Genomic DNA, 13463 nt, shown 5'->3' on the forward strand with positions numbered 1-13463 from the left:
TTTATTTCAGAAAATCAATCGATATATTTTGTATCTTCATCTACTTCCCATGGTGATTTAACGTTAATGTGATCATAGTACAAGTGCCCATGTAAGTGATCTATTTCATGTTGAAAAACTATAGCTGGGTAGTCATGCAATTTGATGGTTTTGGTATCACCGTTCTCGTTTTGATAGCGCACCGTTATTTTATAAGCTCGGGGTACAAACCCAGGTACGTCTTCATCAACTGATAGGCATCCTTCACCAACGTTTAAAGCACCACGCCTAACAGATTCTGATATAATGATAGGATTGAAAATAGTCCCTTGGAAATAAGGCTCATCTGATGTTTCTGGATCAAGAGATGGTATTAAAATAGACGACATATTCAAAGAATATCCAACTTGTGGAGCAGCTAATCCTACTCCTGGACGTAATCCATATTTTTCATTTTGTTGGTCATCTTGTGATATGACTAAATATGTCATCATATCTTTGGCAAGTTGAGCATGTTCATCATTCAAAGGGAAGTGGACAGGAGTAGCTATTTTACGTAAAACAGGATCCCCATCTCGTACAATTTTATCCATAGTAAATCTGATTGTCATTTTTTTTACCTCGTTAACTAGTATATCAAACGTTATAACATGTTAAAATAGAATTATGAATGAAAATTATACATTACCGATTGACGGTGATTGGACTACAAAAGAAATTATTACTGTATCAACTTTTATTAACACTATTTTACAAGTATATGAAGAGGGCGTTGTCCGCGAAGAGATATTATGTAATTACAATGCCTATCAAAAAATTATACCTGCTAAAAGTGAACAGAAGAGATTTGACAAAGATTTTGAGCGCCAGACAGGGTACAGTATTTATAGAACTATGAAACTAGTAACGACTTCAACGAAAGATAGAGTTCGCCTATGAGTACGTTAAGTCCTTTTGAAATTCAAGAAATTGATCAAACTGTTTTAGGATGGCTTGATGAGTTACAAAAGTCAACAATGGCTGCTATGAACAGTCGGCTAGATGTTAGTACAAAGCATGATGCTCGTGACTTAGTTACAAATGTTGACAAAACGAATGAACAAATGATTAATGCCAACATTCGTAAATTTGACCCCAAGGCACATATTATTAGTGAAGAGGGGTATGGTGACAAACCGATTGCCATGACTGGACATGTTTGGTTTGTGGATCCAATTGATGGTACCATGAATTTTTATAAAGAACATGATGATTTTGCAATTATGATTGCGCTTTATATCGATAATCAACCAGTTCTCGGTTGGATTATGGACGTGGTAAATAACATTGTTTATCATGGTGGTCCACAAATGGGGGTGTTTGCTAATCAATTACGTTTACGTCCACCGCTTGACGATGCCTTAAATGAAGGCATTGTTTTGCTAAGTGGGGCACGTTTACTTTATGGCATGTTTGGTTATGATAAAATTGCTAAAAATGCTTTGGGATATCGCGTGATTGGTGCAGCAGGGCCATCGTTTATCCGTGTACTACGTGGACAAGCGGTTGGTTATTCTTCTAAAATGATGTCGTGGGATTTTGCCGCTGGGTTAGTTTTGGCAAAAACATTAGGATTAATCGTTTCAGATATTGACGGAAAGCCGTTAGATATGTTATCATCTAACATAGTATTAGTTGCTACGAATCGAGCGCATCGCGATATTTTGGCGTTGCATAGAAGCTAGGGAACAATGATTCCCTAGCTTTTGTATGTGAGCAACATTTAAATTAAAGGAGTACTAGAAAATTGGCAAATCGCGAAGATATTCGTAACATCGCTATCATTGCCCACGTCGATCACGGTAAGACGACGCTGGTTAACGAACTTTTGAAGCAATCGGACACATTGGATTCACGCAAAGAATTGGGTGATCGTGCAATGGATACGAACGATATTGAAAAAGAACGTGGTATCACTATCTTGTCAAAAAACACAGCCGTTAAGGTTGGAGACAAGCAAATTAACATCTTGGATACACCAGGACACGCGGACTTCGGTGGTGAAGTTGAACGTATCATGGGTATGGTTGATGGTGTTTTATTGGTTGTTGATGCCTTTGAAGGTACAATGCCACAAACTCGTTTTGTGTTGAAGAAAGCTTTCGAACAACATTTGACACCTATCGTTATTGTTAACAAAGTGGACCGTCCTGGTGCACGTCCTGATGAAGTTGTTGATGAAGTGTTGGATTTGTTTATTGAATTGGGTGCTGATGAAGAAGATTTGGACTTCCCAGTTATTTTTGCTTCAGCAATGAACGGAACGTCTTCATTGTCATCAAATGTTGACGATCAAGAGCATACAATGAAGCCAATTTTTGATGCTGTCTTTGATACAATTCCTTCACCAGTGGATAATTCAGATGAACCATTACAATTCCAAGTTGCAATGTTGGATTATAATGATTTCGTTGGTCGTATTGGTATTGGTCGTGTTAAGCGTGGTACTATTAAGATTGGTGATAATGTTGAAGTGTTGAAGCTAGATGGTTCAACGCAAAGTTTCCGTGTCACGAAACTTGCAGGTTTCATTGGCTTAGATCAAGTAGATATTCAAGAAGCTAAAGCTGGTGATTTGATTGCAGTTTCTGGAATGGAAGATATTTCAGTTGGTGAAACAGTGGCAGATCCAGCACATCCAGATGCATTACCAATTCTACGTATCGACGAACCTACTTTGCAAATGACATTCCGTCAAAATGATAGTCCATTTGCAGGTAAAGAAGGTAAGTTTGTTACTGCGCGTCAAATTGAAGATCGTTTGCGTCGTGAATTGCATACTGATGTGTCATTGCGTGTTGAAGATATTGGACAAGCTGGTGCTTGGTCAGTGTCTGGTCGTGGTGAATTGCATTTGTCAATTTTGATTGAAACTATGCGTCGTGAAGGCTTTGAATTGCAAGCTTCACGTCCACAAGTTATTTACCGTGAAATTGATGGTGTTCAATCAGAGCCATACGAATCTGTTCAAATCGATACGCCTGATGAATATTCATCAACAGTTATTGATTCATTGAATCAACGTAAGGGTGAAATGGTCAACATGGAGTCTGTTGGTAACGGACAAACACGTTTGACTTATATGGCACCTTCACGTGGCTTAATTGGTTACTCAACTGAATTTATGTCAGCTACACGTGGATATGGTATCTTTAATCATACGTATGCTGAATACCGTCCAGTTGTTCGCAACTGGGAACCAGGACGTCGTAATGGTGCTTTGGTTTCTATTAACCAAGGAACAACTTCAAACTATGCTATCATGGGCGTTGAAGATCGTGGGCAAATGTTTGTTGGTGCTGGGTTTGAAGTTTATGAAGGTATGATTGTTGGAATGAATGCTCGTGACAATGATATTTCTGTCAATGTTACTAAGTTGAAGCCACAATCAAACGTTCGTTCTTCAAATAAGGATCAAACTGCATCAATTAAGACACCACGTGTCATGAATTTGGAAGCTTCATTAGAATTCTTGAATGATGACGAATATGTTGAAGTAACTCCTGAAAACGTTCGTATTCGTAAGGCTATTTTGAACACAGCTGAACGTGAAAAGGCTGCCAAGCGTCGTAAGGCATCAACAAATTAATTTTAAATTATTAAGAATCTACTCAGATTCTTAGTCATGGAGCTATGGCACAATCTGGTACTGCAACGGACTCGAAATCCGTCGAGCCGCATTTCGCGGTGTGCGGGTTCAAATCCCGCTAGCTCCTTTCTTATGCGTTATCTCATGTTCTTATATGTACAAAAACGTTGTTATATCAACGTTTTTTTTATTTTCACAACTTATTAATGCAACGTTAAAAAACTGCACAGTAGGGCCATCTTGGAATTGTTTGTTGTTTTCTGATCTTAAATTGTAAGTATGTTGTGATACAAGTATTTTTCTAGGTTTTTGTCTTCAAATGCTTTTGCTTTTATACTAAAAAAATAGACTATCCTTATTCAGTCCGTAAAATTAAAGTATAGGAGTATTTTTATGTCAATTCGTTATTTCATAGGGTTTTAAAGATTTACTGGTTAAACTTCACCAAAAAGGTGTTCACTTAAATCATTAGCTGAGTAATTTGGATACTGAAAGATTCTATTACTATTTTGGAAAAAAATGAAATTTTAAAGCGAGAGGACATCTTACTAGCCAAAAAATAATCTGTGACGTGGGATTACCGCTAATTAATCAAATTTTAGCATAAGGGCGTATTTTAAGTGCGCTTAAAATCAAATCTAATGTCTATTATGGTTGGCACCATTGGCAGATAAGTTGACAATCTTTACGTCGATAAGTACTAAAACCTTATGTTCTCAGCATTTGGTAATCATTTAAGTGCCGTATTGTTGCGTATAGCAAAATGATTAACGGCCTAAAATTTCTGAGTCTATGACACTCAAATTAGTGCATGAACTAGGGATTAAATTACGCATGCAAAAATGCTATAGATTACAATTAAATATCAAGATGGTGCTGGTAATCAGCGAACTCCTGATAGGGTGATTTCTGTCTTTATTAGACAAAAATTCCTTTGAAGTCAGATATTATCCTAACAGTAATGATTCAAATTTATCTCAATTAATTTCTAAAAAGGCAGTGAATCAAGAAAAAAGAGTGTCCTACCAAATTAAGCGCAAAAGCTTACATAACTGATACTACACTATTATTAATGATATTTGATATGGCCTACATTATGAAGAAGTTTAAAAAAACAATTTTATAATCAAAGTGTTAGACACCCAACCAGATAATCTAGTTGAGTGTCTTTTATTGTTGAATGTGAAAATCATTATATTTGTGTTTTAATTGAAATAAGTTGTGAATAATGTTAATGAGATCACAATTAAAGTGAATTTAAATCTATAGTGCAGTTATAAAGGCTATTAAACCGAATATAATACCTGGGAAATTAGCTAATGCAACGGGAATATCACGATGCTTCTTTTTTAAGGCATAAACAACCCATAATGTACAGTTGATGGCTGCCACTAATGGTTGCAGTGGATTAGCCTTAGAACCGGCTAAGTTATCAGCTATTTGAGGAATATACGATACATACATTAAAACAGCCATAACGGTTGCAATCCAGCTCAAATATGTTATAAATTTTGTTTCTTGCATGATGTTTCTCCCTTTCTATTATGCAGTTCAATAATACACCAAAGTGAAATAAATCACAACGTTGTTATATTCGAGTATAAATTTAAAATATTTTATTGGTTTTGTAACTAATTTCTGATACCTAAAAAGATAAAATTTTATTGTAAACGCTTGCTCTTTTCAGTGAGTGTGATAATATGTTACGGTGTAGATTAAGATAGGGCTCAAAAAAATATCATGATAATGGAATGGATTTTTTCAATTGAAATCAGTTTTGTTTATTGTCTTAATTAGAAGATAGTAGCCAGTCAAAAATGCACATATAGCTAACGATTGAGCATAATCATGACAAGATGTAACGATTTTATGTCTAGTTACTTGAAAGCAAGTTGCTTTTATCTTGAAGATATGTAACAAAATAAAATACGTTATGTGTTACACTGATAATTATTAACAATTGTGTGTCGAGATACCTGTGGATTGAACAAGGTATGAAGTGCATTTTTTATTTTGGAGGATAAGGATGTCTTGGGTTTATTTATTATTTGCTGGAATTTCTGAAATCGTATGGTCTACAGCTATGAAGCTTAGCAATGGATTTTCAAAAATTGGATGGGCAATTATCACCGTGGTAGGTTTAATCACAAGTATGCTTTGTCTTTTGCAAGCTGTAAAGCATTTATCATTTAGCTTAGCTTATCCGATATGGACTGGAATTGGTGCTGTCGGGTCAGTTATCGTTGGTGTTGCTCTTTTTCATGATAAATTTTCAAATGCTACATGGTTCTTTGTGGTCTTGCTAATTATCGCAATTATTGGTATAAAGATTACAGCGGGTGAATAGGAGTAGCTAGTTTAGCTAAGAAATAAAAAACATCAAAGTATCAATCATCGTTGATACTTTGATGTTTTTATAATGTGGTTGTTTTTTTTAATTTTTGATAGTTACTGAGACTACCAAAAATAAATACAAGTATACCAGACCATATGAATGCAAAAACAATGACTTTATGCCAATTAAATGCTTCATGTAATACAAACACCGCCATAAGTAGTTGAATCGTGGGGTTGAGATACTGAATAAAACTAAGTGTAATGAAATCGGTATTTTTATTAGCCACAGCAAATAGTAACAAAGGGATAACTGTTAGGATACCGCTCATAATTAATAGCAAGGTAATTTTTATCCCGTCTTGATTCATAACATGTGGTGATAAAAGCAAATATATCAACGCAATAGGTGTAACAGTCACTGTTTCCAACGTTAATGAAATCGTTGCTGGTAAAGGTACTTGCTTTTTGATTAATCCATAAAAACAAAATGAAGCAGCCATTAATAAAGTGTTGAATGGTAATGATCCAGTTTGAACAGTTAAAATGATTACACCAATGATCACAAGAATTAGGGCGATTATTTTAGAGCGTGAAAGCTTTTCATGCAAAAAAATTACTGCTACAGCAACATTCATGAGTGGCATTATGTAGTAAGAAAGGCTTGCTTCGGTTGCTTGCTGATGGGTTACCATATTAATATATAAATACCAGTTGATTGAAATCAGAAAAGCACTTAAGATAATCCAGCCTATTTTATGATTGTTAATTAAGGTAACAACGGTGTGCCAAACCTCGATCCAATTTTTTTGAATAGTCAGTACAACACTGATTGTTACAAGTGACCATACAATTCGATAGGCTAATGTATCCATTGCTGGAACAACACTAAGCAACTCCCAGAACACGCCCAGTAATCCCCACATGACATATGCTGCGAACCCTGAGGTAATGCCTAAACGTCTATTTTCCATAATGAGATACCATCCCTAAACTGAAATATAACTACTATCATACCATCTCACATAGAAAAAAAGAAAATAAAAAGATCTCATTGAGATCTTTTTATTCTTCGTGCTTGGCACCAATTTGATATATTGCTTCTTCAATATTTAAATCTTTCTTCATTTGTGTAACAATATTTGCACGTTGTGCTGAACTTTTATTAATTGCGTTAACTGACATTGTAATAATCGTATCAAATCCTGTATGGAACCGTGAAGCCACACTCGCATCGATATTATATTTACCAGTTTGTGCAGCTTTGACAATTGTAATAATACCATTTTGCCCATATAATGCATCACGTAGTGCCTGCGCATCTGAACTACTCAAATCTTTGCTGTTTTCTTTAGCGATTGTCTTGGCGTCTTTTTCAATAGCAGACATAGTATTGCTATTTTTGTAGTTAAACTTACTTAGGTCGTCGATTAAGCTTTTAATATTCGTTCGTGACTCTTGTAAATGAGTATAATCAGCTTTTGGCATTGAAACATCAGCGTATTTTGGCTGCTGATTAAAGGTTACAAAAGTAATGAGTAACGCTGCAATAATAACACCTAGGGCAATAAATGCTTTTCTCATGTGGTCTTCTCCCAATATTGTATTACTATTAGTATAAATCAAATTAAATTTTAAAAAAACACTTTCATCAAATGTAATAAAATGTTATTATATTATAGTACGCGCTGGTAGCTCAGCTGGATAGAGCAGCCGGTTTCTACCCGGCAGGTCGAGGGTTCGACTCCCCCTCAGCGCATTTATACCGTTTTATCACAAATGTTGATAAAACGGTTTTTGTTTGATTATATATTGATACGTACGCGTTTGTGAGGTGTCTTGTTATTCTTTCTAAATCGTTGAAGATTGTTTAAAATCGTATTTTTTTACTACAATTTGCTACAAATTACTAACTAGGATAATAAAATATTAGTTAGAAAGAAGTAACGGCGCTAGTTATCCAAATAATTATTTTATGAAATGAGAAATAAATGTTAACAAATACTTTAGTGGCATTGTTTATTGAAGGTATATTATTATACAGTGCAAAAACATTTTCTTTGTTAGTAGTTAAGCTTAGGAAAAGCAAAATTAATCCAAGAAAAGTAATGAATCGAGTTTGTCAAAGAAATATTTACAAATGGTTTTTTACAATAATAATTTTGTTTTCACTTGAAATTTTGGCTTATGTTAGCGTAGTGAGAAAAGGTGTATTTTTCAAACAATCACTTGAAAGAAAAATTGTTCAAAAAGTTTTTCAAATATTTTGTATAGTGCAGTTCGTTTTGCTGTTGATGCCAGTATTAATTTAAAAGCCAGCGGTGTAACAAATATACTTGAAAAATAACTAAATATCTGAGAATCTAAAACAAATACGCAGACTGGACGTTTTTGATTTGATGAAAAACATGGTATGGTAGTTGAAACATTGGCGAGTACGTTACTTGGAAAATTAATAAAAGACAATAAACAAAAAGACCTCATCTTAATTGATAACGTCTTTTTGTTTATTGTGTTTTAATAAAGTCAATTACACCAAGTAGTATAAATACTATTGGGATTACCAAAGCAGGAAATATAGGCATATTTAAGACAGCATATATCGCAATACAGATACCTACTGTGATCAATACAATCCCACGATATGGTAAAATATAACCATAAAATTTAGAATTTTTATACTTTTCTGTACTGGTAAAAGCCATAGTACAAATAAGTAGTAACAGTAAATTAGTATTATTAGCCATTTTAGTTATCTCCCAAAAAATATTATTAAAGCGTGCTGAAAATATAATTCAATCAATATGATATATTCAAACAGATTCTATTTTGCATATGGGTAGATCTGCAATAATTCAAATTTTATGCAACATCATCGAAATACTATGTATCAGCACTAACAACAGTTTCTATTAATTCGAACTAATTATCAACTATCATGATGACATGATCGACAAACTTTTCCTGATCTGTGATAGATAAGGTGGTAGTTCTTACTTGTTATTTTGTAAGTTTGGAAACTGTTGTTCAGTTGCATCACTATAAACACTAGTAAGGTTGGTTGCTACTAGTAGTGAAAAAACAAGTCTCGCAATCATAATTACGGCGTTTTTAAAAGCAATATTAATTACTATTTTTCATGAAAAAGTATCATTATTTTCATGAAAATTAAATGATTATATTCACAAGTGTACTATATAAAAAATATATTGTAAAGGGAAGAGGGGATTGTTTTTTAGGAAATGAGTGTTTGTCTAATGACATGGAAGTGAATTTATAAACATGACGGCAAAACGCTTAAAAAAAAGAATAACACGTTATATTGTGTATTAAAGATACTCTAAAAAAAATAAATGCTAAATTAATAAAATACACTAAGAAAGCAACAGGTGTAAGTGTGGCTCTGATCCTTGCGAATAGTATCGTTTTCTGTTAGCATTTGTGGTGCACTTATTGGTTAAAATACCCATATAATTATAGTAATTGTAATTAGTTGACATGCTAGAATCTTTATTTCTATCTGCTTATTATGTAAAGATTTAATGTGTTAGCTAATTAGTCAATGTTAGCTGAAAAATAAAAGCCAGACGATTTTTTATCGAAGGGCTTTTATTTATTACTTATGATTGAATAGATGACAACACAAATCTCGATATAGGACCAACAATTAAAAGTTGTAGGGGCAAGGCCACAATAATATTTAATATCCAAGTAGTAGGATAAGATAATAAATTTTGATTATTGATTAAGACACCAAACAAGGACATGCAACTAACCATACCTGCAACCATCAATAAGGAAATAGTTAGCGCGATTTTTGTAGCGGTCTTTTTCATGTACTTCGGAATCAACATCCTAAAAGCTATTTTTTTAGCGATTGGACCAACAATAACGAAATCGCACAAAAGAGCTACGAACAAACCTAAAGGATATCCTGTAAATATTTCGTTAATTGAGTTTAAGGAAAAGCCTTGGGATAATACGACGTTATAGGATGTCATTCCGAAAACCATTAATCCTGCTAAGACTAGTGTAAATATGAGTTCTTCTTTTAAATTTTTTGGCACAACTTTACTCCTTTTTCTGATTTTTAATATAGCATAAATAAAAAATTTTCATAAGTTACAATGTCATTACATAAAAAATATTGGATAGTTTAATCATTACAGCGATTTAATCTTTGATATGTCATATTTTTTCGCAAAACAAATTGTGAATGTGATTAGCTTCTGACGTATGTTTATCGAAAATCATTATACAAAACAAAATGTAAATTTCAATAATTCTATTAGAGCAATTAAGAATAACCTCATTAGTACAACTACACTTATTAAGATTCATTTTATTTTCTTTTTGATAGTTCTTTTGTTATTTCTTTTAATTCTTGTTTGATATCTTGTAATTCAGTTTTTAACAAATCATTTTCTTTTTCAGATTTCTCATCAACAAAGAACGCAGTTACAGTGCTTGTGACACTACCTATTAGACCAATACCTAATATCATCAAGACAACAGCTATAAATCTGCCAATTTCTGTATGTGGTGATATATCGCCATATCCAACAGTAGTTGTGGTGGCTATGGCCCACCATAATGAATTCATATAGCTGACATTTTCAGCAACGGAATACATTTCAGCCCCAACTAATATTAGGACAACTGCGGTAATTATTAAATACATAAATCCATTTGTATTAAAGAAACGTTTGATATTTTTTTGTATTTTAGCAGTAAAACCAATAATTCTAATTAGGCGTAGTAATTTAATAACCCGCAACACTTTTAATACTCGGAATAAATAAAATATTGAATCAAACGGAATAATTGCAAGTAAATCGAAAATATTGTGTTTGAAAAAATTTTTCTTGTCTTTTGATATATATAGTCTAGATAAATAATCAATCCAGAAGAATAGTAATATCAACTTATCCATATAATTATATGGATATAAATTGATATTAATCACATTTGATATATCTAATAAAGCCAAGGTAATAGATGTAATTGAAAGAATAAGAACAACGGGGTAGTATATTTTTTTCATTAAATTTATTCACTAAATCTTTTAACGTGGATATTAGGCACGTGAGTTTATTCTAGTACACTTAAACATTTAATATAGCATTAGCAAGGAAATAATATAACAACTATGTTATATTAATATGTAAATACGTTACAAGGGGGAAATAATATGAAATCTTATCATGAATTTTGGTCAAAGATGTTTGTTTGGAATGCTACCGCTACGCGTACACAGTACTGGGTACCTGTGATTTTGAATTGGATTTTGGGTGGCATATTAATGAATTTGGTTGAAAAACTACAAGGTCACTCAATTGAGGAAATTTATAATTTTAGTGATTTGTCGACTAATACAGTCGCTAAATTAATCGCATTTTTAATCTGGATTGCAACAATTACGCTAAAGGTACGTAGATTGCATGATACCAATCGTAGTGCAGGATGGATTTTGATACAATTTGTACCAATTATTGGAACGATTTGGTTTTTTGTGTTAATGCTATTACCAACAACACCGGAATCACGTTGGACAAAAAACCAATCATATGTTGAATAAAAAACGCCCTGAAGCAATTTTAGGGTGTTTTTTTTATTTATTAAATTCTTTATCACTGAATCGTTTATGAAAGAAACTTTTTATAAAAATCGGAAGTGTTGTTAAATTTATTTCTATATAATATATAAATTATCAGTAAAATCAGAGATATTAAGGAAATAAATAATGCTATTTTATCCGAAAGTGAATACTGATAACTTATTGATATTTGTGATATTCCTTTTGGTATAGTGATCAACGTTGTGCCGGTATTATTTGCACTACTTTTAGAGAGGTTATGATTGACTACTACTCGTTGGTTTGGATAATAATAAACAGGTACTGATAAGTCATAGTCTTTCTCGTTTTTATTGTTGATTTTGATCGTATAATTATTTTCTCCAATTTTTACTTGAGCAACAACATTTTTATTTAAACTATTAATACTTTGGGATAGAAGGTCTGCGTGTTCAGCAGCAGATATAGGTGTGTAATCTGTATGAAAATAATTAGCTGCTAATTTATTTGTGTAACGATCTCCTTCAAGTTGATTATAAGTTTTTTGAGGATCATTATACATGTCATGCACAGCAGAAAGATGTAAACATGTAATGGCCAATAATGCTACAACATAATAACTATTTTTAATACGCAATTTTGGTAGGGTGAATAGACTGAACGCCATTAGTATCAATGCAGTCGAAAATGCATTTAAACGCCATATAAATTGTATTTGTGCGAAGGGAGTATTATTAAATAAATGCCAAGGAAACAATGAAGAACTGCATAATAATAAAACAGTGCCATAATACAAAGTATATTTTTCGAATTTTGTTGCTTTGAAGTTACCATTTATAAACATTATGCCTGTTAAGCACAGAGTTAATATAACCAGAGCCCCCAAATTAGTATGTTGTATATGATTGTTTAACGAATCTACTAACATTGAACCAAAATCAAATCCCTGTAATTTAAAAACAGGTGGTGTGCTTAAATTATTTTCCAGTGAATATGTAATAAACGGGACAATAAATGCTAAGCTAAGTAAAAATGAAGATAGTCCAGCGAATATCAAAGCAACTAAACGTTTCAAAATATTATTGCTTTTAGCTATACTGCATACCAGTGTTACTGTTAGCAACAGCGTTGCGATAACTGTTGAAAGAAGATGTGTATACAATAAAGCAGACATACCAAAAGATAGCCAATACCATTTCTTATAGTCGTCAAATATGACATAGTATATACCAAGCAGCATCAAGGGTAAGAATGCCATTGCTACTGCTTCACCAACTGAGGATCTATAATAAACGTCATCCGTTCGATATAATGAAAAGGAGTAAGTAATGGCAAAGCATAGAGCGCTTATTTTATGTTTATTGATTTTATAAACTGAAAAATAACTAATGAGCATAGTCATTAGAGTTACAAACAAAAAGTAAATTTTATAGCCTACGATTATGCTATGGGTAATTTTAAAAACAATGTACATAGGGGCTAAAAAAAGCCATGGATAAAATGGATTAATCATTGTGCCATGATGAGCGAAATTATTAAAATTAACAGGAGAAGATAGTACATTACTTAGTCCAATCGCTCGTGATAGATGAAACATCATGTCTTGATTATTGAAAGCTCTTAATCCATTCATTCGGAACATAGGCAAACAATAAATAACACTCATTAATACCATGATTATGAATATAACGTAATTAGAATTTATTTTTTTCATTTTATAACTTCGACTTTCATTAAAAATTGCACATACTTAGCAAGTATACTACAATTTTAACCTTGTTATTAAGAATTTTAAAATAATTAGGTAAAAACTAGCCATGATTTTAATATTTGTGTTTATTTTTTATTAGTCTAGGGTGTGCTTTCAAAATAATTGAATTACATTGTTGTGATATTCAGAGAAAATAGTGTTATGATAATTTTACGGTGATCTTTTCATTACTTCAT

14 protein-coding genes and 2 tRNA genes are annotated in these 13463 nt (G+C 32.6%); 8 read left to right on the forward strand and 8 right to left on the reverse strand.

Annotated elements, in window-relative coordinates:
- Positions 1-14 precede the first annotated feature (14 nt).
- Positions 15-590 carry a peptide deformylase gene (def, locus tag ESZ47_RS00955; RefSeq protein ID WP_148603943.1) on the reverse strand — a complete coding sequence of 192 codons (576 nt, stop codon included), beginning with the start codon at positions 588-590 and terminating at the stop codon, positions 15-17.
- A 55-nt stretch (positions 591-645) separates the two neighbouring features.
- Between def and ESZ47_RS00960 the strand changes: the two genes are divergently transcribed.
- From ESZ47_RS00960 to ESZ47_RS00975, 4 genes are all read left to right on the forward strand, one after another.
- Entirely contained in the window at positions 646-918 is a 273-nt protein-coding gene (locus ESZ47_RS00960; protein ID WP_148603945.1) for a UPF0223 family protein, read from the forward strand.
- A complete protein-coding gene (locus tag ESZ47_RS00965) occupies positions 915-1703 on the forward strand; it encodes an inositol monophosphatase family protein (RefSeq protein ID WP_148603947.1) in 789 nt (262 codons plus the stop codon). The genes ESZ47_RS00960 and ESZ47_RS00965 overlap by 4 nt, the downstream gene beginning before the upstream one ends.
- Positions 1704-1765: 62 nt before the next feature.
- Positions 1766-3607 (forward strand): translational GTPase TypA, encoded by a 1842-nt coding sequence (gene typA, locus ESZ47_RS00970; protein WP_148603949.1) that lies wholly within the window; start codon positions 1766-1768, stop codon positions 3605-3607.
- 38 nt (positions 3608-3645) lie between these two features.
- Positions 3646-3734, forward strand: a tRNA-Ser gene (locus ESZ47_RS00975).
- 1136 nt (positions 3735-4870) lie between these two features.
- Here the strand turns inward: ESZ47_RS00975 and ESZ47_RS00980 are convergent.
- Positions 4871-5131, reverse strand: coding sequence for a SemiSWEET family transporter (locus tag ESZ47_RS00980; RefSeq protein WP_148603951.1), 261 nt, complete (start codon positions 5129-5131; stop codon positions 4871-4873).
- A 502-nt stretch (positions 5132-5633) separates the two neighbouring features.
- On the opposite strand from ESZ47_RS00980, the gene ESZ47_RS00985 reads away from it, so the two are divergent.
- Positions 5634-5954: a DMT family transporter gene (locus ESZ47_RS00985; protein ID WP_148603953.1), complete on the forward strand. Its 321-nt coding sequence runs from the start codon at positions 5634-5636 to the stop codon at positions 5952-5954.
- A 67-nt stretch (positions 5955-6021) separates the two neighbouring features.
- Here the strand turns inward: ESZ47_RS00985 and rarD are convergent, their stop codons facing one another.
- Positions 6022-6915 carry an EamA family transporter RarD gene (gene rarD, locus ESZ47_RS00990; protein ID WP_148603955.1) on the reverse strand — a complete coding sequence of 298 codons (894 nt, stop codon included), beginning with the start codon at positions 6913-6915 and terminating at the stop codon, positions 6022-6024.
- A 91-nt stretch (positions 6916-7006) separates the two neighbouring features.
- On the reverse strand, positions 7007-7525 hold the full coding sequence (locus tag ESZ47_RS00995) for a molecular chaperone (protein ID WP_148603957.1): 519 nt from the start codon (positions 7523-7525) through the stop codon (positions 7007-7009).
- Between the two features lie 101 nt (positions 7526-7626).
- On the opposite strand from ESZ47_RS00995, the gene ESZ47_RS01000 reads away from it, so the two are divergent.
- Positions 7627-7700: transfer RNA gene (locus tag ESZ47_RS01000), tRNA-Arg, on the forward strand.
- A gap of 232 nt (positions 7701-7932) precedes the next feature.
- A complete protein-coding gene (locus ESZ47_RS01005) occupies positions 7933-8253 on the forward strand; it encodes a hypothetical protein (RefSeq protein WP_148603959.1) in 321 nt (106 codons plus the stop codon).
- Between the two features lie 195 nt (positions 8254-8448).
- Here the strand turns inward: ESZ47_RS01005 and ESZ47_RS01010 are convergent, their stop codons facing one another.
- The 3 genes from ESZ47_RS01010 to ESZ47_RS01020 form a co-directional block, all read right to left on the reverse strand.
- Positions 8449-8688 carry a hypothetical protein gene (locus ESZ47_RS01010; RefSeq protein WP_148603961.1) on the reverse strand — a complete coding sequence of 80 codons (240 nt, stop codon included), beginning with the start codon at positions 8686-8688 and terminating at the stop codon, positions 8449-8451.
- 873 nt (positions 8689-9561) lie between these two features.
- Positions 9562-10008 carry a DUF2798 domain-containing protein gene (locus ESZ47_RS01015; RefSeq protein WP_148603962.1) on the reverse strand — a complete coding sequence of 149 codons (447 nt, stop codon included), beginning with the start codon at positions 10006-10008 and terminating at the stop codon, positions 9562-9564.
- A gap of 275 nt (positions 10009-10283) precedes the next feature.
- Positions 10284-10985, reverse strand: coding sequence for a potassium channel family protein (locus tag ESZ47_RS01020; protein ID WP_148603964.1), 702 nt, complete (start codon positions 10983-10985; stop codon positions 10284-10286).
- 147 nt (positions 10986-11132) lie between these two features.
- Between ESZ47_RS01020 and ESZ47_RS01025 the strand changes: the two genes are divergently transcribed.
- On the forward strand, positions 11133-11519 hold the full coding sequence (locus ESZ47_RS01025; protein ID WP_148603966.1) for a DUF805 domain-containing protein: 387 nt from the start codon (positions 11133-11135) through the stop codon (positions 11517-11519).
- Positions 11520-11583: 64 nt separating this feature from the next.
- Here ESZ47_RS01025 and ESZ47_RS01030 read toward each other — a convergent pair whose 3' ends face one another.
- Positions 11584-13230 carry a glycosyltransferase family protein gene (locus ESZ47_RS01030; protein ID WP_161595273.1) on the reverse strand — a complete coding sequence of 549 codons (1647 nt, stop codon included), beginning with the start codon at positions 13228-13230 and terminating at the stop codon, positions 11584-11586.
- Positions 13231-13463: the final 233 nt, after the last annotated feature.

It is taken from the genome of Leuconostoc litchii (genome assembly GCF_008107645.1).
Taxonomy (GTDB): domain Bacteria; phylum Bacillota; class Bacilli; order Lactobacillales; family Lactobacillaceae; genus Leuconostoc; species Leuconostoc litchii.